At 40.0% G+C, this 23,934-nt stretch carries 20 protein-coding genes; 16 read left to right on the top strand and 4 right to left on the bottom strand.

Annotation, left to right across the window (positions count from 1 at the left end; translation table 11 throughout):
• The first annotated feature begins 88 nt into the window (after positions 1-88).
• Complete coding sequence (locus V7K84_RS01490; RefSeq protein WP_334835681.1) at positions 89-508, top strand: XisH family protein; 420 nt, start codon at positions 89-91, stop codon at positions 506-508.
• The gene (locus V7K84_RS01495; RefSeq protein WP_334835683.1) at positions 496-831 is read left to right on the top strand and encodes a XisI protein; all 336 of its coding nucleotides are present in this window, start codon (positions 496-498) and stop codon (positions 829-831) included. Before V7K84_RS01490 ends, V7K84_RS01495 begins: the two co-directional genes overlap by 13 nt.
• Positions 832-1,016: 185 nt before the next feature.
• Here V7K84_RS01495 and V7K84_RS01500 read toward each other — a convergent pair whose 3' ends face one another.
• Entirely contained in the window at positions 1,017-1,751 is a 735-nt protein-coding gene (locus tag V7K84_RS01500) for a DUF1995 family protein (protein WP_334835686.1), read from the bottom strand.
• A 235-nt stretch (positions 1,752-1,986) separates the two neighbouring features.
• Between V7K84_RS01500 and V7K84_RS01505 the strand changes: the two genes are divergently transcribed.
• From V7K84_RS01505 to V7K84_RS01540, 8 genes are all read left to right on the top strand, one after another.
• Entirely contained in the window at positions 1,987-2,799 is an 813-nt protein-coding gene (locus V7K84_RS01505) for a DUF2382 domain-containing protein (protein WP_334835688.1), read from the top strand.
• Positions 2,800-3,257: 458 nt separating this feature from the next.
• The gene (locus V7K84_RS01510) at positions 3,258-4,166 is read left to right on the top strand and encodes a DUF2382 domain-containing protein (RefSeq protein WP_334835690.1); all 909 of its coding nucleotides are present in this window, start codon (positions 3,258-3,260) and stop codon (positions 4,164-4,166) included.
• 306 nt (positions 4,167-4,472) lie between these two features.
• Positions 4,473-5,363, top strand: a complete 891-nt coding sequence (locus V7K84_RS01515) for a YsnF/AvaK domain-containing protein (RefSeq protein ID WP_334835692.1) — start codon at positions 4,473-4,475, stop codon at positions 5,361-5,363.
• A gap of 412 nt (positions 5,364-5,775) precedes the next feature.
• Positions 5,776-6,690 carry an ion channel gene (locus V7K84_RS01520; protein WP_334835694.1) on the top strand — a complete coding sequence of 305 codons (915 nt, stop codon included), beginning with the start codon at positions 5,776-5,778 and terminating at the stop codon, positions 6,688-6,690.
• Between the two features lie 359 nt (positions 6,691-7,049).
• Positions 7,050-7,226, top strand: coding sequence for a transposase (locus V7K84_RS01525; RefSeq protein WP_442940913.1), 177 nt, complete (start codon positions 7,050-7,052; stop codon positions 7,224-7,226).
• Positions 7,210-7,680 carry a helix-turn-helix domain-containing protein gene (locus tag V7K84_RS01530; RefSeq protein WP_334835696.1) on the top strand — a complete coding sequence of 157 codons (471 nt, stop codon included), beginning with the start codon at positions 7,210-7,212 and terminating at the stop codon, positions 7,678-7,680. Before V7K84_RS01525 ends, V7K84_RS01530 begins: the two co-directional genes overlap by 17 nt.
• Positions 7,681-7,702: 22 nt before the next feature.
• Positions 7,703-7,972, top strand: coding sequence for a hypothetical protein (locus tag V7K84_RS01535; RefSeq protein WP_334835698.1), 270 nt, complete (start codon positions 7,703-7,705; stop codon positions 7,970-7,972).
• A 122-nt stretch (positions 7,973-8,094) separates the two neighbouring features.
• On the top strand, positions 8,095-9,822 hold the full coding sequence (locus V7K84_RS01540) for an alpha/beta hydrolase (protein ID WP_334835699.1): 1,728 nt from the start codon (positions 8,095-8,097) through the stop codon (positions 9,820-9,822).
• Positions 9,823-10,076: 254 nt separating this feature from the next.
• On the opposite strand, the gene V7K84_RS01545 is transcribed toward V7K84_RS01540, so the two are convergent.
• On the bottom strand, positions 10,077-11,408 hold the full coding sequence (locus V7K84_RS01545; protein ID WP_334835701.1) for an HlyD family efflux transporter periplasmic adaptor subunit: 1,332 nt from the start codon (positions 11,406-11,408) through the stop codon (positions 10,077-10,079).
• A gap of 858 nt (positions 11,409-12,266) precedes the next feature.
• Here V7K84_RS01545 and V7K84_RS01550 point away from each other — a divergent pair.
• The 3 genes from V7K84_RS01550 (at position 12,267) to V7K84_RS01560 (ending at position 17,449) form a co-directional block, all read left to right on the top strand.
• A complete protein-coding gene (locus tag V7K84_RS01550; protein WP_334835703.1) occupies positions 12,267-12,455 on the top strand; it encodes a hypothetical protein in 189 nt (62 codons plus the stop codon).
• A 578-nt stretch (positions 12,456-13,033) separates the two neighbouring features.
• Positions 13,034-15,178 carry a peptidase domain-containing ABC transporter gene (locus V7K84_RS01555; protein WP_334835705.1) on the top strand — a complete coding sequence of 715 codons (2,145 nt, stop codon included), beginning with the start codon at positions 13,034-13,036 and terminating at the stop codon, positions 15,176-15,178.
• A gap of 1,449 nt (positions 15,179-16,627) precedes the next feature.
• The gene (locus V7K84_RS01560; RefSeq protein ID WP_334835708.1) at positions 16,628-17,449 is read left to right on the top strand and encodes an SDR family NAD(P)-dependent oxidoreductase; all 822 of its coding nucleotides are present in this window, start codon (positions 16,628-16,630) and stop codon (positions 17,447-17,449) included.
• A 38-nt stretch (positions 17,450-17,487) separates the two neighbouring features.
• Here the strand turns inward: V7K84_RS01560 and V7K84_RS01565 are convergent, their stop codons facing one another.
• Complete coding sequence (locus V7K84_RS01565) at positions 17,488-18,723, bottom strand: ScyD/ScyE family protein (protein WP_334835710.1); 1,236 nt, start codon at positions 18,721-18,723, stop codon at positions 17,488-17,490.
• A 415-nt stretch (positions 18,724-19,138) separates the two neighbouring features.
• Here V7K84_RS01565 and V7K84_RS01570 point away from each other — a divergent pair, with 415 nt between their 5' ends.
• Both V7K84_RS01570 and V7K84_RS01575 read left to right on the top strand, forming a co-directional pair.
• Positions 19,139-20,638 (top strand): glycosyl hydrolase family 57, encoded by a 1,500-nt coding sequence (locus V7K84_RS01570; protein ID WP_334835712.1) that lies wholly within the window; start codon positions 19,139-19,141, stop codon positions 20,636-20,638.
• A gap of 121 nt (positions 20,639-20,759) precedes the next feature.
• Positions 20,760-21,344 carry a hypothetical protein gene (locus tag V7K84_RS01575; protein ID WP_334835715.1) on the top strand — a complete coding sequence of 195 codons (585 nt, stop codon included), beginning with the start codon at positions 20,760-20,762 and terminating at the stop codon, positions 21,342-21,344.
• Between the two features lie 124 nt (positions 21,345-21,468).
• Here the strand turns inward: V7K84_RS01575 and V7K84_RS01580 are convergent, their stop codons facing one another.
• On the bottom strand, positions 21,469-22,827 hold the full coding sequence (locus tag V7K84_RS01580; RefSeq protein ID WP_334835717.1) for a sensor histidine kinase: 1,359 nt from the start codon (positions 22,825-22,827) through the stop codon (positions 21,469-21,471).
• A gap of 261 nt (positions 22,828-23,088) precedes the next feature.
• Between V7K84_RS01580 and V7K84_RS01585 the strand changes: the two genes are divergently transcribed.
• Complete coding sequence (locus tag V7K84_RS01585; RefSeq protein ID WP_334835719.1) at positions 23,089-23,901, top strand: Uma2 family endonuclease; 813 nt, start codon at positions 23,089-23,091, stop codon at positions 23,899-23,901.
• The last annotated feature ends 33 nt before the right edge of the window (positions 23,902-23,934 follow it).

A 23,934-nucleotide genomic window follows, 5' to 3' on the forward strand; every position in this document is an offset into this window, starting at 1 on the left:
TTAATAGTAAAATTCCTCACTTCTCTTTTTTTCCCCTAATTTTGGCAAAATATATTTAGAATGCTCATACAGGCTGAAAAAATAGTTTATGTCAGCTAGAGATAAATTTCACCATGTTGTGAAATCGGCATTACAAAAGGACGGATGGCGAATTACTCATGACCCTTTGCTAATTCGCATAGAAAATATTACCGATATGTACATCGATTTGGGAGCAGAGAGAATTATTGCGGCAGAAAGAGAAGGACAAATAATAGCGGTTGAAGTTAAAAGTTTCATCGGCACTTCAACTATTTCTGAGTTTCATACTGCGGTGGGACAGTTTATTAATTATCGATACGCATTAGAAGAGATAGATTCCGAGCGAGTTTTGTATTTAGCAGTGCCTTTAAACACTTATAACGATTTTTTAAATAAACCATTTATCAAAACTATTATCCAACGCAGTCAAATCAATCTGATAGTTTATGATGTGGAAACGGAGGAAATTATCCGATGGCAGATTTAGATAAATATCGAGAGTGTATTCGGCGATTACTTACAGAATATGCTCAACGCGCCTCCTCTAATAATGAAATTGAAGCTCAAACAATTTTTGACGTAGAACAAGACCATTACCAACTGATATATATTGGTTGGCAAAATAGACGTAGGGTTTTTGGCCCTGTGATGCATTTTGATATCAAAAACGGCAAAATTTGGATTCAGTGGAATGGTACAGAAGAGGATGTAGGTGAGCAACTTACGGCGATGGGAGTACCAAAACAAGATATTGTCGTTGGGTTTCACCCTCCTTACATACGGCAGTATACAGATTATGCTGTGAGTTAAAAGCTTGTTGCTAAACTACTTGTAAAAATCTCATTCGCTCTCCGTGTGTTGCACCATTGATAAAGGGTAAGCGATACACATCTAGATTGCTTAATTTTTCCCATTCAGCATAACCAATGCAATGTATAAAAACTCAAAATGAGGCAGCAGGCGATTAAGTTTCTTCCTGCTACCTCTGCATTATCTTAACTACTCAATGCCTTTAAGAACCGTTGCAAACTCTTAAACACATTGGGCTTTCTCGCAGGTGTCGCGTCTGTTGTTGTTTGCGGTTGTCCTTTTAAAACAATGAGATCCAAATCATCACCAGATGGTTTTGTGGGTAATTCCGCAATTCTTTGATATTCGCCGTTGGTTTCCAGCCAAACTTCCCACTGTCCTGGGTAGCAGCGATATAGGGCACTTTCATCGTCTATGGGGCGCACGTAATAAGCGGATTCAATGGTACTGATAAAGCGATCGCGGATTTTTCTCGCTGTATAACCAATGCCCACGGTTCCAGAATCTTCTAAGCGAGGATTTAACAAGACTAAAGGGCGATCGCCTATCACTTCACACAGCTTTTCCAACTGCGGCACTTCTACGGATGTGGGGGCGATGAATAAGAAAATTTCATCCTCTGGCTGAATTTTTGTCTGCAAAGAAGCAGCCCTACCCGTACCAATATCCAAAATTTGAAATGGTGCATCTGCCCAATCACGTCGGGCTAGGGCCGCAGCGCCAGCGTCAGCAAAGAAAATTTTCAAACGGGAATCATAATCTGTAAACGCTGGCAGAAATTGTTCCGCTACCGGCATAAACTTCAGTTCTGGAAACAGGAACTCAACTTGTATGCGAGTACAGCCATCTGCAAGGGCAGCTTGGACGGCTGTACGAGATTGGGCGATCGCATCTTCAAGAGTATTTGGAAGTTCACTCATAATCTGCATGGTTCTGTAGTGTCTACTCCCATTGTTTCAGTATTGGCTCTTAATTAGGACTTACGCAGACGAGATTTCCCAATCCTCTGAAAACGCAGGGCTGTTTCATTGAGTGTTCCTCTAATAATATAAATCCTCAAATATCTCCATTAAACTCAGTCGTCAGCAGGAGGATACTTAGCGCAATATTTTTTACACTAGAGAATAAACCTTATAAACAACTTAGGAACAGCGTATGCCTCTTCATAAACTTGAACATTTTGACCAAAATTATCGAGACACTTTTGGCGGAGACGATCTCAAAGCGCTGGATCTCTATACTGGCGGAGGAGACAGAGTTGGCTCAGTTGCTGACGTTTTAGTTGATGATGATGGTCATTTCCGGTATTTAATTATTGATATAAGCTTAGATTTTGTTAGCAAGAAAATCTTACTACCAATTGGTCTTTGCCGGATCAGTTATCCAGAAAGACGCGTCTATGTTGACGGGTTAAGCAGACAGCAAATAGAAGGTTTACCCGATCATACAGAAGATGCGATCCTTAATAATGATTACGAAGAGAAGGTACGTAGTGTATTTCGTTCTCCAACTAGCGGTGTGACTTACGATCGCGATACATACAATTACCAAAAAGATCCAGATTTATATGGGTTGAATGAGCAATCTCATCAAACTTTTAAACTCTATGAAGAACGATTAATTGCCAGCAAACAACGCATCAAAACCGGAGAAGTAACGGTTGGTAAGCATATTGAAACAGAAACTGTAAGCGTTACAGTACCCGTTCAAAAAGAACGAGTTCTGATTGAGCGAGTTACACCAACAGAAGCAGGAAAGGCTATAAATCCCAATGAAGTTAAGTTTCAAGAAGGGGAAGTAGCACGCATAGAAGTGTACGAAGAAACTCCTGAAATACATAAAGAAGCATTTGTGCGTGAAGAAGTCCGGGTGAAAAAAGTAGTAGAACGAGACACTGTGGAAGCACAAGACACCATTCGTCGAGAGGAATTAGATGTTGATACTGTGGGTAATTTAGACGTGCAATAAAATGCGATCGCCACACATGAAGCTATTTGAGTAGTTGGTTCATAAATTTGTTTAATAGATTTATCTGAATAATCATACAGGCAAAGTTAATGTTATCTCTGCCTGTGTTTTTTTATTAAACAACAAGAGTCCCGACTTCTGAGAAAAGTCGGAAGTCTGAACATTCAAAAAAAATTGCATCTTGATAAATTATGTAGAAATGCAAAGATACAAAATTTTGCGATGAGCATCTTAATATATCTGGAGAATCCCGTGGCTCAAGGCTAAATATATTTTTACAAAAGAAAGTGAGATGCTCCTATTTCGTGTCTCTAGTGAGCCATATTGCTCAAAAATCTCTATAACTTTCGATTATTTAACCCTGTAAATAATTCATTCGACAGAAGGATGTACAAAAATAAATAAATGTCTAGTTTAGATATGAAGAGATGAAAAAAAAATATTTGAGGTTAAACATAATGGTTCTTTACAAATTAGAAGATTTTGAGCCTAGCTATCAAGAGAGTTTTGATGGTCATGACATTAAAGGGCTGGGTGTCTATACACAGGGAACTGATGAAAAAGTTGGTACTGTTAGCGATGTTTTAGTCGATGAAGAAGGTCATTTTCGCTATCTCGTTGTTGACTTAGGCTTCTGGATTTTTGGTAAAAAAGTATTACTACCAATTGGCCGCGCCCGTGTCGACTATAATGTCGATCGCGTTTACACAATTGGTTTGACTAGAGAGCAAGCTGAAGATTTGCCTGAGTTCGATGAACGTCAAGCCCTTGATTACGATTATGAAGAACGGGTGCGTGGGGTATATCGCCAACCCACAGACTACAACAACCTTCCTGTAGAAGCTGCAACACCATTAGACCCTGTAGCAGGATTAGATCCTTTAGGAACGCCTGTAGCACCATTAGGTACAACTCCTACTTACGCCCGTGATAGCTACACTTACGAAAATGAGCCTGCTTTATACGGGTTAAATGAGCAAGATCATCAAACTCTGAGATTGTATGAAGAACGGCTGATTGCCAGCAAACGACGCCAAAAAACTGGAGAAGTAACGATTGGCAAGCATGTTGAAACTGATACCGCACGGATTGCAGTGCCAGTAGAAAGAGAACGAGTTGTGATTGAACGTGTAACTCCAGCAGATGCGGGTACGGCTGTTTCTGGGCGCGAAGCAGACTTCCGTGAAGGCGAAGTTGCTCGTATAGAAATCCACGAAGAAACTCCTGAAATTCGCAAAGAAGCATTTTTACGTGAAGAAGTCAGAGTTAGAAAAGTGGTCGATCAAGACACAGTTGAAACTCAAGAAACCGTGCGTCGTGAAGAGTTAGATGTGAATTCTGGTAATCTTCCGATTGAAGAACGCTAACTAAAAATAGTCATTAGTTAATCGCTAGCAATAGCTGATATAACTTACAATACTTTTCGGTTCAACCCAACAATCTCTATTTTGGTCTGGGGAAAGGTTAAAAGGAAAGGAGTAAAGGTAAATTCAAACCCTTTCCCCTTTCCCCTTTAAGTGAAAAGCGTTGATATCGCTTAGAGTTTTTGATTGCAAATATTACTCTGGATATGAGTTGGATAAATCCAGCGATCGCAAATATTTTCTAAATGGTATCCAGATGATTAATATATTTAATTTAGCTAAGTAGAAAGCAGTTAGTAAACTTTCCAGATGAATAGCCAAACTATCGCAAAAAACACTTTACAGGGAAAGGGTAATTCTCGCACTATCTCCTCGCTGGCAGATTTAAGAAAGAAGGTGAACAATTTTGCTGTGTTTGATAAGCAAGGTCAGCTAGTAGGAGTAGTTCATGATTTAATTGTGGATGGTAATCGTCGGCTAAACCTCGTTATCTCTAACCAGGCTAATCAACAAACTGCTGAATATAGCCAGCAGTTAGCCGATCGACATCCTTCTTTATTTCAGTTGCAGAGCCAGAGAATAAAAAAAATAGACAAGCCGACTCAATCTGTTTTCATAGACTTAAACAAATCAGAAATTGAATATATGCCTGAATATTTAGAATCAGAAACACCAGGCGATTTTAACTCAACTGAGCAAGTAGCTAACAATCAAACGACAAATAGCCCAGTCGAGTCATTAAATAATTTAGAACAGATTCATGAAGAACAGATTATTAGTCTACTAGAAGAACGACTAGTTGTTGAAAGCAGTAAGCGTAAAGTTGGTGAGGTAATTGTTCGCAAAGTAATTGAAACTCGGATGGTACAAGTTCCTGTCCGGCGTGAAAAGCTGATTGTGGAACAAATAAGCCCAGAACACAAACAACTCGCAGAAATCGATTTAGGACAAGAAGAAATTCCTGGGCTTGATTTGACGGAAGTAGAAAGACTTGAAGTTACACATGACAACGGTTTAACGGTAAGCGGCGAATTTAGCTCACCTAAAATTGCTAATTTATTATTGAATGCGATCGCACTAGAGCGAAATAACGGCTGTAAGCAGGTGCGTGTTACCATTGCTGTTGAAGATGAGTCGCACCAGAAAAAATACCAGGAGTGGTTTGACCGCTGTTCTAAAGGTCAATCACTAAAGCCATAAGAATAAGTTTCTAGCAGATAAATTAGTAGGGTGGGCATTGCACACCCTATTTTTTTGCTGATTTATAGCAGTTTTCATATATTTGAAGCACACCCGTCGTAGGGGCGCAAGGCCTTGGGCCGGATTTCTCACGCATAGTGTAGGCTTCAGGGGAAGAGGAGTGTGGGGAGTGTGGGGGGTAAGACTTCTTCTCCATCCTCCCACACCTCCCACACCTCCCACACCCTTTGGATTTCTCTCTTGTGAGAAATCCAGGCTTGGGCCCCTACCGCGTGGTCTATTTACCTGAAAATAGCTGTAAGAAAAGAAAGTTTAAACTTCTACTCCCCACTGCCTAATTGTCTAGAGTGAATGTCTCTAAAGCAACTTAATTTACAATACTAAGTAGTTGCCGTTCTTTTGGCTACTTGCAATGAAATTTCGACTGAAGAGACTTTCACCCAAGAAACGACAGCGTTTGATCTCACCGATTAAGATTAAAGTTCAAAATGGAAAATTTGAGATTATAGGTATGGGTGCATGGCATTCCTACTGGCGCGATCCCTATCATCTGCTGCTAACGATTCCCTGGACTGGCTTTCTGCTGCTGATTTGTACTTTCTATATAACTATTAATGCTCTATTTGCCCTAGCTTACTTGATAGGAGGAGATTGTATTGCCAACGCCCAACCTGGCTCTTTTTTAGATGTCTTTTTCTTTAGCGTCCAAACCCTAGCTTCTATTGGCTATGGGGCAATGTATCCGAAAACAACTTACGCCAACATTATTGTCACCATTGAAGCAATGATCGGTTTGGTGGGAATTGCTGTGATGACAGGACTAGCCTTTGCTCGGTTCTCTCGACCTACAGCCCGCGTACTCTTTAGCCGTGTTGCTGTCATTACAGCTCATGATGCGATGCCAACTCTCATCTTTCGCAGCGCTAATCAGCGTCGCAATATAATTCTGGAAGCGCAGATGCGAGTCTACTTGATGCGCGACGAAGTAACCTTAGAAGGACAATTCATGCGCCGGTTCCACGATCTAAAACTGGTGAGGAACCAAACACCTAGCTTCACGTTAAGCTGGTCAGTGATGCATGTCATTGATGAGTTTAGTCCTTTATATGGGATGACACCAGAATCGTTAACCCAGACAAATACTATACTGATTGTCTCTTTGAGTGGCATTGATGAAACGGTTGCCCAGGTCGTTCATGCCCGTCATAGCTATAGTGCCAATGAGATTTTGTGGAACAATCAATTTGTCGATATCTTTCACCACACACCCGATGGACATCGCTACATTGATTACAATCGCTTCCACGATGTCTTACCTTTAGAGTGAAGGCGTAAAATTCCTGAAAGTTACTCGGAAGTCTGATCGAGTGGTGGTTGTAAGGGTTTAACGACCACCCGGCCATTTTCAATTACAGTGCAATTTTTAACCGTGCTCTTACTGTGGTTAACTGGCACATCCTGGCACTGGTTTTGGTGGGAGATATTTTGCTCTTGTTGTTGGTTGAGGACGACAACACAACAGGCGCAGGAAGCAAAGGACATATAACTTAATTTTGATCTCTATATCTATTATCTCTCTACTGATGCTGTTTGGCTAAAAAATTTGCTACTGATGTGTTTCGATCGTTCAAAGCTCCTGTCAAATTTCTGGTAAGTACTTGCTTTATTGTGCTTGTAGCCTGTTTGATGTCTTCAAGCCGCACACTCGTGACTTCCAGTCATGAGTTAGAGTTTCCCGAACTCAAAAAAAAGTTATGGGGAGGTCATCTTTGGAATCCCTCATATTTTGTAAGCACTGTTTCAGAAAACACAGAGGCACAAGTTAAGAAATACATCGAGAACCAAAATGCAGAAAGCGTTTAAAGTTACACTCACTCCTAACCACAAGCAAGAAGTCTTAATTAATAAGAGCATTGGTTGTGCAAGGTTTGTGTATAATCACTTCCTGGCATTAAAACAAGAGCTATACCGTAACCGTTCAAAAACGTTAAACTATAACGCTTGTAGTCAGCGATTAACTCTACTCAAGAAAGAAGTCGAATGGCTCCAAGAGGTAGATAAGTTCGCCTTACAAAACTCACTTAGGAATTTAGAGACAGCGTACAAAAACTTTTTTGCTGACTTAAAGAAAGTTAAAAGTAGAAAAAACGTAGGCTTTCCTAAATTCAAAAAGAAGCATGGGTGCAAGCAGTCTTACAAAACTAACCTGACTAACGGCAACATTCAGATAATACAAAATCGTTTCAAACTTCCCAAGATGGGATGGGTAAGGTTCCACAAATCTCAGGATATTACTGGAACCATCTCAGACTTGTAATCATTGTGGTTTTATCAACCCATTGGTTAAAGATTTAAAGCTGCGTGAATGGTTTTGTCCTAGTTGTGGCGATCGCAACTTGAGAGACGTAAACGCAAGTTTAAATATTCTGAGTGAGGGGTTAAGATTGATAGCGAAAAGCGAGGGTATTAATACTGCTGGGGTCTTCCCAGCAATCCCTCGACTTTTCAAGACAGCCGCCGTGGGTATCCCGGAGGCTCTAAACGCCTGTGGAGAACTTGTAAGTCCTGGAGCGATTCAGGCACAGATCGTTGAAGCAGGAATCGCGTGACTTCACATCAATGCGAGGTTCAAATATCTAAACCAATTCAACAGGAAAGCGGTTATAAATCCCGCCCCGCTTTCCTCCCTGCCCAAACAAGTTTAAGCAGGGTTAGATAGTGGGTTTTTCTAATGAAAAAATTTTTGAGATATCTGGGTTTAGGTTTGCTATCTACGTTCTTGACTGCTACTCCCGGATTGGGGGCTGAACGCATTAGCTTTTATTATCCTCCCTTCGGCGAATTTTCCTTGTCGGTGGACTCGCTGGAAACCTTTGCTAAAGAAGGCAAAATCGATCGAGATTTTTCATTTTATGCTAGTCGTGCGACTCCCGAACAACTCGCTCAACTGCGGGATCTACTCCAGCAGCGGTTTAATCTCACTCCTACATTAGTATCTCAAGTTACCTACTCACCGATAGGCGAGCAGTTGGTGCAACAACTGGGCAAATTACTCCTCACTGAGTCTCGAAAGAATGGCTTTTATGCCATACGTGCCTCTTTAATTTTGTCTGCGGCCGATCGACAAGAGGGTTTAACAGTGGTGAATTTACTGCGTAAATTTCCTAGCGATACTATTCGGGTGAATTTCACAGAGGGGTTGAGGATAGTCGATGACTTGTCGCAATTGATTAAAAAAAAGGATGAAATTTTTGCTTCTCTTCAAAAAGAAGCGATCGCTCAAGCAGCCACTTCCAATATTGATTTCTCCCAAAAACCAGATTTGCGATCGCCAGGAAAATTCACCTGGCAGAAAAAAAGCCTGGAGTTAAATGACATTTCTCGCTCGCGCCGTCTACCTGTAGATATCTATCTGCCGTCAGCAGGTTCGCAAAACACTGGAGAATTATTCTCGCCTCCCTTTCCGCTGATTGTAATTTCTCACGGACTGGCCTCAGATCGCTCTACCTTTGTCTACTTGGCTGAACATCTGGCATCCTATGGTTTTGCCGTTGCTGTACTAGAACACCCTGGTAGTAATGCCGAACGTTTTCAACAATATTTTGCGGGTTTGGCAGGGCCGCCAGATGCAGCAGAATTTATCAACCGACCTTTGGATATCAAATATCTACTCAATGAACTCCAGCGTCTAGATAAATCCGATCCCACTCTCCAGGGAAAATTCAATTTTCAGCAAGTTGGGGCGATCGGTCAGTCTTTTGGTGGTTATACTGTTTTGACTTTAGCAGGAGCTAATATTAACTTTGAGCAACTGAGGCAAGATTGCAATCCCGATAATTCATCCTTTAATTTGTCGCTGTTTTTGCAGTGTCAAGCAAACGAGTTACCTCCAAAAAATTACGAACTCAAAGATGATCGCATCAAAGCCGTCATTGCGATTAATCCCATTGACAGCTCAGTTTTGGGTCAGGGGGGAGTCAGTCAAATTAAAATTCCCATCATGCTGGTAGCGGGTAGTCAAGATGTTTTTGCACCACCCGTATTTGAGCAAATTCGCCCCTTTACCTGGCTTTCTGACTCTAATAAGTACCTGGCTTTGATCGAAAATGCCACCCACTTTTCAGCGATCGCCGAACCTACTCCTGAAAACGATGTCTTACCTGTACCACCTGCATTGCTAGGCCCCGATCGTGCTGCTGTTTATTCCTATCTCAACGCCCTCAGCGTTGCTTTTTTAGAAACCCATCTCCTCAACCGTCCTGAATACCGTTCTTATTTGCAGCCTTCCTACGCCACATTTATCAGCAAAGAGCCGCTTAATCTTAGTATTTTACAGTCGTTGTCGGTAGCTCAGTTCGATCGAGTTTGGAGTGGGTCAACTCCCCAGTCCACCAAACCATCAAATCCTCAACCTACTTCTAGCCCTTATGAGCCTATAAATCAAAAGCCCTCACCCTAAATCCCTCTCCCAAAGGAGAGGGACTTTGAAATGGACTTTAAAATTGCCTCCCCTTCTCCCACACTTGGGAGAAGGGGTTGGGGGATGAGGGCTAGTACGCCACGGCAGAAATAGAGTAACCATTTAAAACCCCTAAAAAGCTGATTCCATAATACTTTTGACTTCCACTTTGCGGTACTAGTTTTACATTCGTGCAAGAGGTCTAATGCGTAAATTCTGAGTGGTTCTCAATGACGTGGAATACAAGAAAAAGCCTACAAATCTGTTAGCAACCTTGCTTTTCTCAGAATAAATGTCATTACGGTTTCTTTTTTGGAAATGATATCAGCTGTAACTTCCATCCCTGATTGAATGGGATAAGATTTATCGCCCCTTTTTAAATAAGGTCTTTCTGCCTCAATTGTCACCTCATAGTAAGGCGCAATTGGATTGCCGTTCACTTGAGATGTAATAGCATCGGCGGTTATGGCTCTAACAGCTCCTTTGAGGATGCCGTAATCTGGGTAGGGATAGGCAGAAAGCCGCATTTGTACCTCACCCTCTGAACATTTTGTTACTTGTACAACTTTACACACCTGTACTTTGCTAATATCAGAAGCGGCAACACGAGCTTTGATGACCAGAGGTGCTTTATTAGGAGCAATTTGAGCGATCGCATCCCCAGCGCGAACAACTTGCCCAGGATTCCGTAATTCTAGTTTCAGAATAGTACCTGCCTCGGAAGCCTGAATTACAGTTTTTTGCAGCTCTGTTGAGAGTTGTTTTAGCTCTTCTTGAGCGCTGCTGATTTGATTTTGAATTTCTACTTGACGCCCAATAAGTTCTTGTCTTTCTTTGTTCAATGCCGCTAGGGTAGACTCACCCTTTGCCTGTTCTTGGGGAATCCTTTCTTGGGCGATCTCCACATTTGCGCTAGTGGGATTGAGTCCAGCTTTGATCCGTTCTAATCTGGCAAGTGCTGCTTTGAAAGCTTGTTCTTTTTCCTTAATCTGTAGACTTGCGATCGCTCCAGTATTTGCTAGCTGCTGATATCGCTTCAGTTCTTCCCTCGCTAACTCTACAGAGGCTTCTACTTCTTCTACTTCTGCCTGAGTCGTAATTTGCTTATCTTTATAATCACGTTGATTACGACTCAGGTCAGCTTGTGCAGAGATAACCGCCCGCCGCATCGAGTTGGACTCAGCTGTGATTTGATTCTGTAGCGCTCTTAGTTGTGCATCGAGTTGCGTTCTTTGTAAATGATTCTGCCGGATATTTCCAGCAATTTGGCTTTTTTTACTTTGTAATTGGGAGTTATCGATGAGTGCGATCGTATCTCCTTTTTTCACAATCTGATTTTCTTTCACCTTGATGCTTATGACTGTCCCCTCGGCTGCTGCTTGCACCAACCGTATTTCTCCAGTTGGACGGACGGTAGCATCAGCTTTCACTATTATGTTGTATTTAGTAACACCAGCAAGGCTAAAAGCTGCGCCAACACTTCCAATTAAAAATATCCCTCCTAGCCTTGTCCATCTACTGATTGAGGGAAGATATTCATCACCTTCGACTAGGCGGAGAAAGTCTGGTTGGGGGTCAATGAGCATGAGCGCTAAAAAGTATTTTGGTTATGCAAATAATCTCGCCAAAAAATCTTGCTGGCTTTCGCTTAATAACCAAGACTTAGCCTGCATCTATTGCTATGTAAAGACAAAATTCACATATATATCAGTTTAAACATCAACTAGCGCATTTTAGGATAAATACCAAATCTTTATAATCCTCCTCTTAATTTTACTCTTTTTTCATTTTATTAAAACAATTTTATGTAATATGGTGAAAAGCTTTTTCAGATAAATAAATAATTAAGCCCATATAAGCTTTTACCTATGAATATATCTTATATATATTATAGTTATTAAGTTTCTTGGTGTATAAAATAGGCAAAGATACTAGTATCTTTGCGGGGTCACTTTTCTAACCCAGACAGAATTTACATATTTAAGTTCTCTAGTTTACTTAAATAGAATTTGTATAAAAAAATCTCTTCTTTGATTCCTATTATTTACTCTCTATCTCTCTAGATAGTTGTAATTTGTATTTTTGTAGTATAAAGACATAATCACTTCTATAAATTGTGTTTTAAATTACAATCAATCTTTTCATTTGTTATACAAAATAGTTTAAACATAAGATAATGGTTACTATTTTGTCAAATTTTGTCAAAAATTTGTTTTTAAATAGGTTTTTGTTTAATTTATAAAATTGTATAAATACTAACTAAATAATATTTCTCTGGTAGAAGTATAATATATATTTCTTAAAAGACAGTTGCTTGACGAGGCTAATAGCAACCGTATAATAAATTTAACGGCACAAGAGAAGTTAACTAATACCTATTTTGATGTTTGTTACTTCAAATGTGACGTGAGTTTAATGCCAACAATCAAGTGAGAACTAAAACTATGGAAAGCACATTGTTTACTGCATTAACCACCAACGAAGAAGCCAATTTGTCTGGTGGTGGTTACTTTGGTGGTCCCTCTAAGAAGGTGAATGTAAATGTAGTAGTAGCAAAACAATATGCTAATGCTAAAGCAATAGGTTTTGGAGCAAAGGCATATGCTAGCAACACCATTATTATCGACGGCTAGGGCAATAGGCAATTTGTATCAAGTTTAGTAGAAGGGAAATAATAAACGTAAAGACACGATTAACGTGTCTCTACTCAGGATCAAAGTTCACGTTTCAAATAATTTACACTGTTGACGCAGCTTAAATTAATTTTGCGTGCGGCTTAATTGCTAATCGACTTAATCCTAGTAACCATTAGCTGTTTCTTCATGGCAGTCATAGTAACATACGTTTATTCCTACCCATCTACTTTTCTTTAAAAAGCTTAACAAAGTCTTATTGATAATTGCTAATGGTAATTATCAATAAGACTTCATTCCCACTTTTCCTTCAAGATATCCATAAACTTTGATCGATCTTAAAGACAGGTAAGGATAGTAAAAGCTTATACAGTTTGTATCGACTTTTATTTAACAAAACAAATTTAAGATAACTAACATAAGTTGATAACTACAGCCCTCTGACCATCAAAATAGGATATTTAGTTTAAGTATTAAAACCATAGTACGACTCAACTATGGGTTAAATTTTTAACCATGCAGGGATAAGACCCTGCTATTTTTTTGGTTTTGTCACGATATAAATACTGGAGTGCGAAATGAAATACCAAGTTGTTACACAACATAGTGAAGAAGATTGTGGAGCTGCTTGTCTTGCTTCCATTGCCAAACACTATCGGCGCAACTTTACACTAAATCGCATCCGGGAAGCCGTAGGCACTGGTCAATTAGGAACAACATTGTTAGGACTGAGGCGGGGAGCCGAGGCGCTTGGTTTTAATGCACGTTCAGTCAGAGCATCAAATGAAATATTAGACAAGATGAACCAAGCGCCACTGCCAGCAATCATTCACTGGAAAGGCTATCACTGGGTTGTTTTGTATGGTCAAAAAGGCAAGAAATATATAGTTGCCGACCCAGCAGCTAACATCCGTTATGTCTCTAGAAAAGAATTAATAGAGGCTTGGTCAAATAAAGTGATGCTTTTACTGGAGCCAGATTCGGTTCGCTTTTATGCTCAACCCGATGATAAAATCGACGGATTTGGGCGCTTTGTACGGCGTGTATTGCCTTATGGAAACATACTATTCGAGGCTTTTCTCTGCGCTTTAATTATTGGTCTGCTTTCATTAGCTTCTCCCATCCTGCTGCAAATTCTGACAGATGATGTACTAGTTCGGGGTGACACCCAGCTTCTTGCTGCTGTAATTATTGCCGTTGTGGCGATGAATCTTGTATCAAGTAGTTTACAACTAGTCCAATATAACCTGATTGCCCATTTTGCCCAACGGCTTGAGTTAGGATTAATTTTAGAATTTGCTAGGACAATCCTGCGGTTGCCTTTGACTTACTATGAATCGCGTCGTAGTGGCGAGATTGTCAGCAGATTGCAAGATATTCAACAAATTAATCAACTAATTTCTCAAGCAATTATTAGTCTGCCAAGCCAATTATTGATTGCAGTAGTTTCTTTAGGTTTCATGTTGTTCTATAGCTGGAAACTTACCTTATTTGCTGTGATTATTGCAATTGTAATGAGTTTGTCTACAATTGTTTTTCTGCCTACACTTCAACAAAAAATTAGAAGTGTATTAGTCTTAGATGCAGAAAATCAAGGTGTTTTAGTTGAAAGCTTTAAAGGCGCCCTGACGCTTAAAACTACTACCGCCGCTCCCCAGTTTTGGGAAGAATTTCAGAACCGATTTGGTCGTTTAGCAAATCAAACATTTCGTACAATTCAGATTGGAATTATTAACGGTATCTTCTCTAGCTTAATTTCTAGTATTGGCAGCATTAGTCTGATTGGTTTCGGTAGCATCCTAGTTATTAGTAAAGAACTCAGCATCGGTCAACTGCTGGCATTTAACGGGATGAATGGTAATTTTTTAGCATTTATTAGTACTGCGCTCAACTTTATAGATGAATTCACTCGTGCCAAAACTGCCACGCAGCGCTTAACAGAAGTTATCGATTCCACACCTGAAAATCAAGGCGATATTAAAAAACCTTTTACGAAGATTCCTAACAAGGCTGATATTATTTGCACAAATCTAAACTTTCACTACCCTGGGAGGCTAGAGTTACTGCAAGACTTCTCTCTAACTATTCCTGGTGGGAAAGTTGTTGCTCTTATTGGTACATCCGGCTGTGGTAAAAGTTCTCTTGCTAAACTGATTGCAGGATTATATACAGCTAATTCTGGTAATATTCGCATTGGTATTTATAATCTACAAGACTTAGCTCTTGATTGTTTGCGACAACAAGTAGTTCTTGTTCCCCAAGAAGCTCATTTTTGGAGTCGCTCTATTATTGATAATTTTCGGTTAGGTTCTCCTCACGTCACCTTTGAGCAAATTGTCAACGCTTGCCAAATTGCTGAGGCAGACGATTTTATTAGTAAACTACCTGAAAAATATCAAACTGTATTAGGTGAATTTGGGTCAAATATTTCTGGTGGACAACGGCAAAGATTGGCTATAGCAAGAGCCATCATCAACGATCCACCAGTCCTGATTTTAGATGAATCAACAGCTGGACTCGATCCAGTTAGTGAAGCTCAAGTTTTGAATCAACTGTTGTTGCATCGCCAAGGCAAAACTACGATTCTGATTAGCCACCGTCCGAGAGTAATTGCCCGTGCTGATTGGATTGTGCTATTAAATCAAGGCAAATTACAAATCCAGGGAACTGTGGAAGATTTGTGTGCCCAACCAGGAAACCATTTAGACTTTTTAACCCCTTAATTAAGCTGATGGACTTTAGAGGTTGTTTGAAAAGTGGTTGGCTGTCATTTTAGGCACTAACTGATCCCCCCTAGCCCCCCTTAAAAAGGGGGGAACCGGAATCAAAGTCCCCCTTTTTTAAGGGGGATTTAGGGGGATCTAGAACGTTTTGTTACCGAGAAGAAAACTTTTCAAACATCGACAAAGTTTGAAGTACTCCCATACGACTTCGGAGTACCTCAACACGACTTCGGAGTACCTCAACACGACTTTGAAGTACCTCAACACGACTTTGAAGTACCTCAACACGACTTTGGAGTACCTCAACACGACTTTGGAGTACCTCAACACGACTTTGGAGTACCTCAACACGACTTTGGAGTACTCCAACACGACTTTCAAGTACTTCAACACGACTTTGGAGTACCTCAACACGACTTCGAGGTATCTGTTGCTTATATATAGGATTAGTATTTGATTTTTGAAAAAACTCAGCACAACTTCAAACCGAACTTACGAATATTTTCAACCGAGCAGTATTGGTATCCATCCTTGCTGCAAGTAAGTCGATTTAACTGTGGAGTAATAATGACTAATTACGTAAATATACGGAGTGCAATTTTTGGCTGAATCATCAATTAGGAATTATATTGACTTACAGTTAGATCCCCGACTTTTCTAAGAAATTGGGGATCTTATTGTTCGCAAATGATTGAAGTTTGCTATGGACGAGGCAAGTCTCAAGCATTACTTGGATGAACTCAAAGCTAAACCCAAACAAATTACTATTTATTCTAAAGTTTTGGCAGATAATCTTAGACAACGATCTAGCCATTTTTGATTATTTTCAATCAATAAAAGTCATCAACCTTTCTTTTCAATAAAACAGTAAATATACTGTTGCAATTATATAAGTTAGCTGAGAGTTATAACTATTGCAACCATCAGCAAAAATGTTATATGTCTTTTTTGTTTCTAAACCATGAATTAGATATCACAATTTCCTAAAACAGGGCTATTTGTCAGGAAAATGAGATATTTATACTGAGGGATTCATAAAAACTTATTTAAGAAAATCTTTTGTATATATATACTTGTCGTTAAGAAGTATTAAGAAATCCTGATTAAAGAATATTGCAATAGCTTGATTTAATTGCTAACGTGTGTATGACAGCAATGCTGATGAACGCTCGGATCTAGGAGAAATAAAATCTATGAGCTATACCCATTCAGCCAAGTGTGTTCGGCTTTGACGGGTTCAAAACGAGAAAGTTCTGCCTCATATAGACAACTATGAGGGATTGCAGATTAACCAAGAAATGTCTCGTTGCTAAAGGCTTAGTTTCAGTTTGATTTCAATTGCGATTGATTATTTGTCTTACTTTGTTCCGACAAGTAAGTAGCTCTTGCTTGTGTGTATCGGCAATAACGAAGAGTTTGGTAAGACTTAAATTTTGGAGAATAAAACTAATGGAGATTCAAGGTAAAGTTGCCCTAATTACAGGGGCTTCGCGTGGAATTGGACGAGCGATCGCCCTCGAATTAGCGCAACAAGGCATCAAACGGATGATATTGGTAGCACGCGATCGCCGCAAGTTAGTGGAGGTAGCCAACGAAATCGAGGCGATGGGTACAGAAGCTGCGATCGTGGCCTTAGATTTGACGCAGACAATTGAAGTAAATATCGCTGTTGCCCAACTATGGCGCAATTACGGACAGATTCACCTGCTAGTTAATTGTGCGGGAGTCGCATACCAAAGCTCATTTTTGCAATCTAAAATGCCCCAAGTTCAAGAAGAAATTTCTGTGAACTTGTTAGGAATGTACAACCTCACTAGTTTGATTGCTCGACGCATGGCCAGCCAAAAACAAGGGACAATTGTCAATGTATCGAGCCTGATGGGGAAAGTAGCTGCACCAACGATGGCAACATACTCAGCAACCAAGTTTGCCATCTTAGGATTTACCCAAGCCTTGCGCCAAGAATTAGCCGAACATAATATCCGCGTCATTGCATTATTGCCTTCCCTGACAGACACAGACATGGTGCGCGACTTAAAATTATTTCGCTGGGCGATCCCCATGACTCCCCAGCAAGTGGCTAAAGCACTCGTCACCGGAATGCAGAATGATTCATCAGAAATTTTAGTTGGATGGCAAAGTCATTTAGCCGTGTTGTGTCAACGCCTCGCCCCTTGGTTGTTAGAGCTAATTTTACGAATAGCAACACCGCCAGCACCAAGCAAACAACGGCTGATTGAAAAACTTATCCCTTCGCGTAGCGTCTCGTAGAGAAGGGGAGACACCGAAGGCGATCGCTAACTCAACACTCAACATTCCTGAACAAACTTGTCCGAAATCTTCAGTCTTTTGGCTCTACCCTTGTGCAACATAAGGCTCACAGTGCCAAGAAATGCTAATAAGCTGAAAGTAGAAGTAGATTCAGGAACAGACTTGGAATTCTCAATTTTGATAACTTGTCCAAGTCCAGGGCGATCGCCTCGGTTTGTCACGTAGATATCACCATCAGCACCAATAGTCAAAGCAGTAGGAGACTCTAATCCATTGCCACTAAGAATAGTTGTGCGAGTCCCATCACTCGCTATTTTAATTACCGAACCATCTAGATTACCTTTCCAGAGTGACTGATTAGCGTACTGCAAAGCATATAAATTACCCTCAGCATCAAAATCTAAGTCAGTAAGTTGGGTAAAACCATCGGTATAAACTGTTGGTTGACCATCAGCACCAACTCGATAAATTTTTGCTTCACCTTCTGGAAAAGGAAAACCAGTTAATTGGCTAATATAATAAGCACCATCTGGGCCTTTGGCGATATTTGTGGGTACTGCTTGGATTTCAAATGGCGATGACGATGCACCAGAGGGAAAAATTGGATTAGTTAATGTCTGCCGGGGAATTGTGGCGATCGCTTTTAAATTACTTCCATCAGTCCCGACGCTGAGTAATTCATTAGCACCAGTATCAACTGCAACAATATTATTTCCATCTATAAGAAGAGAGAAGGGATTGCTAATTAGATCGCCTCCATCGGGATTATTTGCAAGTTCATAATTAGCTAAATCAGCCACACTAGTCCAGGAATTTGTATTGAAATTAGCAGTGATAATTTTTCCTAAATCAGTGTTACCTAATGTGGCGCGAAATGTGGGATTTGAACCATATCCAATTGCAATATAGGGCTTGCCAGTAGCATCAAATTTGATATCTTGAGGCCCAGAAGTATCAGTACCATCTGGTAATGCTAAAGAAGGAAGTCCTGTAAGTATACGTTCTTGTGTACCATTTACAATTTTGGTGACTGCACCAGTTGTGCCATAACATAAAGATTGGTTTGCAACGCTCGGTGAAGGAACACAAGCTCCACTGCCGCCTGTTCCTGCTTCGGTGACATAGAGACTCCCATCAGTACCAAAAGTTAAACCTCGTGGATTATTAAGACCATCGGCAATTACCGAAAATGATGCCGCCTCTGCTGCTTTCATTCCCGAAAAAGCAGCAATACAAACACTCAAAAATGTAATTCCAAATTGTTTTAGTTTCATGAGACTCCTCCTAAAATTAAATTTGCCTAAAGCATAGAATGGTAAATTTTATCTTGATGGAAAATAATATTTAATGTTTATAGTTTCTGCGGATTTTACAGCTTATTTAAGAGAGGTAAACAGATTCAAACCCAGAAACCTAGATGAAATGTGGATTTATTAATTTTGAGTTGTATCATACCATTTAAAAAAATCTTTGCAACGTAATAAATTGGCTGTAGAAGCGTACAAATGTACGCCTCTAGCAACAAAATTAAACAGGATTGCTGTATATTTTCTAACGTTTTTTATACAAGTGTGATATCAAAACTGTTGAATTACAGCGATCGCAGTTTGCATCAATAGATAAAGTTGCAGATCAGAAATTGCTGTGCGATCGCATAATTAGACATACCTTGTTTCGGAGCAATCAGAAATGCTTTCCTTCCCCACAACCCTGACTCCTTTGCCCGAAATCATTGATGGCTTACCGAATATTTCTGGTTGGGAAACAGAGGTTCTCTCTGTGGTTAACCAAGATCGACCAGTATTTTTACCAACAACGAATCTGCGCTTAGAAGACGTAAATGCTGTATTTGCGATCGCTTTGCACATGCACCAGCCAACTATACCTGCTGGAAATGGCGGTACACTCATCAGCAATCTGCAATATATGTTTGAACATCCCCATGAAGGGGATAACCACAATGCAGATCCTTTTGCCCATTGTTACAGCCGGATGGGTGACTTGATCCCCGAACTTGTAAGTCAAGGTTGCAATCCGCGTGTGATGTTGGATTACTCTGGTAATCTGCTGTGGGGACTGCGGCAAATGGGACGCGGTGATGTTCTGGATAATCTTAAACGGATCACTTGCGATCGCACCTACCAACCTTATGTAGAATGGCTGGGTACAATGTGGGGTCATGCAGTTATTCCTTCCACACCCATAGCAGATATTAAATTACATATCGTTGCATGGCAACATCACTTTGCCGCAATTTTTGGCTGGGAAGCACTAGCGCGAGTCAAAGGATTTTCGCCGCCAGAAATGCACTTACCAAATCACCCTGATGCTCTCTTTGAATTTGTGAAAGCGCTGAAAGAATGTGGATATCGCTGGCTACTTGTTCAAGAACATTCTGTAGAAACTCTTACCGGTCAATCTCTGACTCATAAACATTTACCACATCGTCTAATTGCCCGTAATTCTCAAGGCGAAACAATTAGCATCACAGCTTTAATTAAAACCCAAGGTTCGGATACGAAATTAGTTGCTCAGATGCAGCCTTATTATGAAGCGAAGACATTATCCAAACAACAAATTGGTAGTGTATTTGTGCCACCAATAGTTAGCCAAATTGGCGATGGTGAAAATGGCGGCGTGATGATGAACGAATTTCCTAGCGCTTTTAAACAAGCGTGGTGGGATATGGTCAATAATGGCGGAGGAAAATCAGGTGTTGTTGGTGTGTGTGGTACAGAATATTTAGAATTAATCGAAGCAGCCGGATGCAAACCTGAAGATTATCCAACTTGTCAGCCAGTGGGACAACATCAGATTTGGGAGCGAGTTTCACCAGATAATACTCAACCGCAGGCTGTAGAGAATGCCATTCAAGAATTAAAGCAAACAAACTCTAATTTTCATCTGGATGGAGCCTCGTGGACAAATCATATCAGTTGGGTAAAAGGATATGAAAATGTGTTGTCTCCCATGTATCAATTAAGCAGTTTATTCCATCAAAAATTTGATTCATTACAACAAGTTGACTCAGCAGAACCTGTAACCAGAGAATCTCATTATCGTAATGTTCTTTTACATAATATGTTGCTGCAAACCAGTTGTTTTCGTTATTGGGGACAAGGTGCTTGGACTGATCACGCACGGGAAATTTATCAACGTGGCGAAAGTTTGCTAAAAACGATATTTTAATAATAAAGAACTCAGTTGAGAAAATGAAACAGCCCTGCTTTTTTAAGAGTGGGGCTGGGAATATATTGCAGGGTAAAATATCACTAAATCAAGTATTTTAGTTTCTAAATAGGCAGTATAAATGAAAAATCTTTATGAGATTTTAGAAATGATTAGACCAAGACCAGGAATGTATTTAGGAAAGCGTTCCTTAACTGCATTAGGAGGCTTGATTGGCGGCTATTCTTTTGCTCTGGCCGAAAATGGGATCTTTTATGGAGAAGAGACACCTCCTTTTACACAGTTCCACGACTGGGTAGCTCGATATTATAAATGGAACGAATCAACAGCAGGATGGGAAAATATCATTCTCGAAGAAGTTGGAGACGAAGCAAAAGCATGTGATGTATTCTTTGAACTCCTTGAATTATTTAAGCAAAGGTTTCCTGTACTCAAGTATCGTGTTTTCTTAAATCCAAACCATAAATCTACTGGAGCTATATATCGACGTATATGTATAAATGGGATAGAAAAAGACTTAGATCCACCTAAAGAAATTAGAATTGTGCAATATACAACAGATTCTGGCTTTTACCGTTTCGATGTATCCCCAGCCGGAGAAATTACAGAAATTGGCTATTTTGAGACAGAAAATTTAGTGATGGAAGAAGTTAAGAGAGAGTTTGAAGTTTCTTTAGATGAGTGGGAAACTTTAAATACTATCTAAGGATCTTAAAGTTATAAAAGAATAACTTCAACACGATCTCATGCTGATTTCAGAATCAGTATTTGAGCAATTATTTATTTGAAAAAATTGTTAATATATGGGTCATTTTCCTCAATATATCTTCTTACACCAGAGGTAACAATATTTCAAATTTTGTACCTATATCAATCTGTGAATGAAAATTCAATTTACCGCCATGTCTCACAGTAATAATTCGATAACTTACTGCTAAACCAGTATTTTTACCATTCTTTGTTTCCAGAGAAAAAGACTCCATAATTTGCTGTTTTAATTCTTCAGACATTCCAGAGCCATTGTCAGCAATGCGAATTAAAATCCAGCGAGAATCTGGTGCATCTGGGTTGCTTGCTTCTTGTGATATAACTTCTGTGGTAATCTCAATTCGGGGTTTTTGAACAGTCTTTGTCTCTTCTAAATGTAACTGCTGTCGCACTGCTTCATTGAGTAAAGTATCCACAACTTCACTTAAAATATTCATCAAAACCTGGTTTAATTGCCCCATAAAGCAATACACTGGGGGTAATTGACCGTAGTATTTGACGATTTCGATTTCTCCTTGAAGACGGCTATTAATTAATAAAATAATGCTATCTATACAGGCATGTAAGTCTACTGGCTTGGGAAAAAGTTCATCAATATGACAGAAGTTTTGCAAGCTAGTAACTAGTTTTTTTAATCTTTCCGCTCCCGTGCGAATACTAGCAAGCGATCGCGACAAATCTTTTTCTAAAAAATCAAATTCAATCTCTTCTTTAATTTGATTAATTGCCGGAGAAACTGATGGTAACTCTTGCTCGTAAGCTGCGATTAGTTTGAGTAAATCTTGACTGTAGTTGGAAACATAGATTATGTTACCCCAAATAAAACCCACTGGGTCTAAAACTTCGTGGGCTACGCCGTCTACTAAACGCCCCAAGTTTGCCATTTTATCATTTTGAATCATTTGGGCTTGACTGCGTTCATAGCGGATCAGATTGTCGATTCCTCGAATTTGCCAAGAAATAATATTCAATTCTTGGACATCTAACAATCTATAAGCACCAGATTCGGTTTCTACTACAATTGGTTCTGCTAATAATTCTGGCGATCGCTTTAAGCTAAGTTGCATCGTTGTTAAAATCGATGTTGTATCAGTAACAAGCAACATCGGTGTCCGCACATAGCTGTACAAAACAGCTAATGGTTGTTGAACAAATAACTCTTGTCCGAATGGACGAATCAAAAATTCCAGTAGTCGCCGCCGCGAAATCATCCCAATGAAATGTCCCTGTTCTACCAAAATTACTCCTGGTAGCAAAGGGTATTTGTCCAAAAAACTAGCCACTTCCATCCCGGTGTGGCTGATTTCCACCGAGAAATTATACATTGGTAGTTCTTGGAGGGTTGAATCTAAACCAAGATCGCGATCGCTACCCTCAGACAAAAATGGCGGTGAAATTTGGTAACTGAATTCTTCTGGCACTAGACACCCTGATTTTTTCAAAGACAGGTAAAGAATAAGTTAATATTTTACATTCTGCCACCCTCAAAATCGGGTTTTAGTTTAGGTATTTAATAAAACTAGTAATCTGTCAAGCTGAAAATCTTTTTCAGGCGACTGGAAGTAATTGGCGTGCAATTGATAATCTGGGTGGAGAATATTCAGAAAGCGATGTCTACGACGGGCTACGCCTACGCAAGCTAAACTGAAAATAACCTTTACGAAGAGTGCAAAGGTAGCGTTATGACCTCTGTAACTAATCCACCCAACGCCCTCACTCCTTTCCCATTCCCGGATCATACTCAACTTCCTGAGTCTAATGGTACGTTCGTGAAAAATTGGCAAGAGCATCCCCAAAGCCTTCTACTAACTGACTCAATTACACCCATCCTCAAGCAATTAAATCCTGAAGGTGAATACTGTATAGGGCAAGACTTAGGGATTTACTGGCGATTGACCGATCCCCTTGAAAAAGGCGCAGAAGCACCAGATTGGTTTTATGTACCGAATGTACCATTTTTGCTCAATGGGCAAACGCGACGTTCTTATGTGATGTGGCGAGAGTTTATTGCCCCGTTGATTGTCTTAGAATTTGTCTCTGGGGATGGTAGTGAAGAACGGGATAAAACTCCTTTGAAGGGTAAATTTTGGATTTATGAGCAAGTGATTCGTCCTCCCTTCTACGGTATTTATGAAGCGAGTAAAGCCAGCCTAGAAGTGTATCATCTAATTGAAGGACAGTATCAAGTTTTACCAGCAAATGAACGAGGACATTATCCTATAGTTGCTTTGGGTGTTGAATTAGGTTTATGGCAGGGAGTTTATCAGAATGTGGAATTACCCTGGCTGCGTTGGTGGGATTTACAAGGTAATTTGTTGTTGAGTGGCGATGAAAGAGCAGAACTGGAATCACAAAGAGCCGAACAGGAACGTCAAAGAGCTGAACAGGAATCCCAAAGAGCAGAACAAGAAGCCCAAAGAGCTGAACAGGAATCCCAAAGAGCCGATCGCCTAGCTGCCCAATTGCGATCGCTCGGTATTGAACCAGAAACCTGATATATTATTACGAATTACGAATTAAAAAAGGGC

This window comes from Nostoc sp. (assembly GCF_036917315.1).
Classification (GTDB): domain Bacteria; phylum Cyanobacteriota; class Cyanobacteriia; order Cyanobacteriales; family Nostocaceae; genus Nostoc.

Bases quoted from the DNA above. Each gene is read 5' to 3' on its own strand.
- V7K84_RS01515 (WP_334835692.1), top strand. From the start codon at position 4,473: ATGAATAGCCAAACTATCGCAAAAAACACTTTACAGGGAAAGGGTAAT.
- V7K84_RS01520 (WP_334835694.1), top strand. From the start codon at position 5,776: ATGAAATTTCGACTGAAGAGACTTTCACCCAAGAAACGACAGCGTTTG.
- V7K84_RS01500 (WP_334835686.1), bottom strand. From the start codon at position 1,751: ATGAGTGAACTTCCAAATACTCTTGAAGATGCGATCGCCCAATCTCGT.
- V7K84_RS01530 (WP_334835696.1), top strand. From the start codon at position 7,210: ATGCAGAAAGCGTTTAAAGTTACACTCACTCCTAACCACAAGCAAGAA.
- V7K84_RS01575 (WP_334835715.1), top strand. From the start codon at position 20,760: ATGAAAAATCTTTATGAGATTTTAGAAATGATTAGACCAAGACCAGGA.
- V7K84_RS01555 (WP_334835705.1), top strand. From the start codon at position 13,034: ATGAAATACCAAGTTGTTACACAACATAGTGAAGAAGATTGTGGAGCT.
- V7K84_RS01570 (WP_334835712.1), top strand. From the start codon at position 19,139: ATGCTTTCCTTCCCCACAACCCTGACTCCTTTGCCCGAAATCATTGAT.
- V7K84_RS01510 (WP_334835690.1), top strand. From the start codon at position 3,258: ATGGTTCTTTACAAATTAGAAGATTTTGAGCCTAGCTATCAAGAGAGT.
- V7K84_RS01545 (WP_334835701.1), bottom strand. From the start codon at position 11,408: ATGCTCATTGACCCCCAACCAGACTTTCTCCGCCTAGTCGAAGGTGAT.
- V7K84_RS01560 (WP_334835708.1), top strand. From the start codon at position 16,628: ATGGAGATTCAAGGTAAAGTTGCCCTAATTACAGGGGCTTCGCGTGGA.
- V7K84_RS01495 (WP_334835683.1), top strand. From the start codon at position 496: ATGGCAGATTTAGATAAATATCGAGAGTGTATTCGGCGATTACTTACA.
- V7K84_RS01585 (WP_334835719.1), top strand. From the start codon at position 23,089: ATGACCTCTGTAACTAATCCACCCAACGCCCTCACTCCTTTCCCATTC.
- V7K84_RS01565 (WP_334835710.1), bottom strand. From the start codon at position 18,723: ATGAAACTAAAACAATTTGGAATTACATTTTTGAGTGTTTGTATTGCT.
- V7K84_RS01505 (WP_334835688.1), top strand. From the start codon at position 1,987: ATGCCTCTTCATAAACTTGAACATTTTGACCAAAATTATCGAGACACT.
- V7K84_RS01490 (WP_334835681.1), top strand. From the start codon at position 89: ATGTCAGCTAGAGATAAATTTCACCATGTTGTGAAATCGGCATTACAA.
- V7K84_RS01540 (WP_334835699.1), top strand. From the start codon at position 8,095: ATGAAAAAATTTTTGAGATATCTGGGTTTAGGTTTGCTATCTACGTTC.
- V7K84_RS01550 (WP_334835703.1), top strand. From the start codon at position 12,267: ATGGAAAGCACATTGTTTACTGCATTAACCACCAACGAAGAAGCCAAT.
- V7K84_RS01525 (WP_442940913.1), top strand. From the start codon at position 7,050: ATGTCTTCAAGCCGCACACTCGTGACTTCCAGTCATGAGTTAGAGTTT.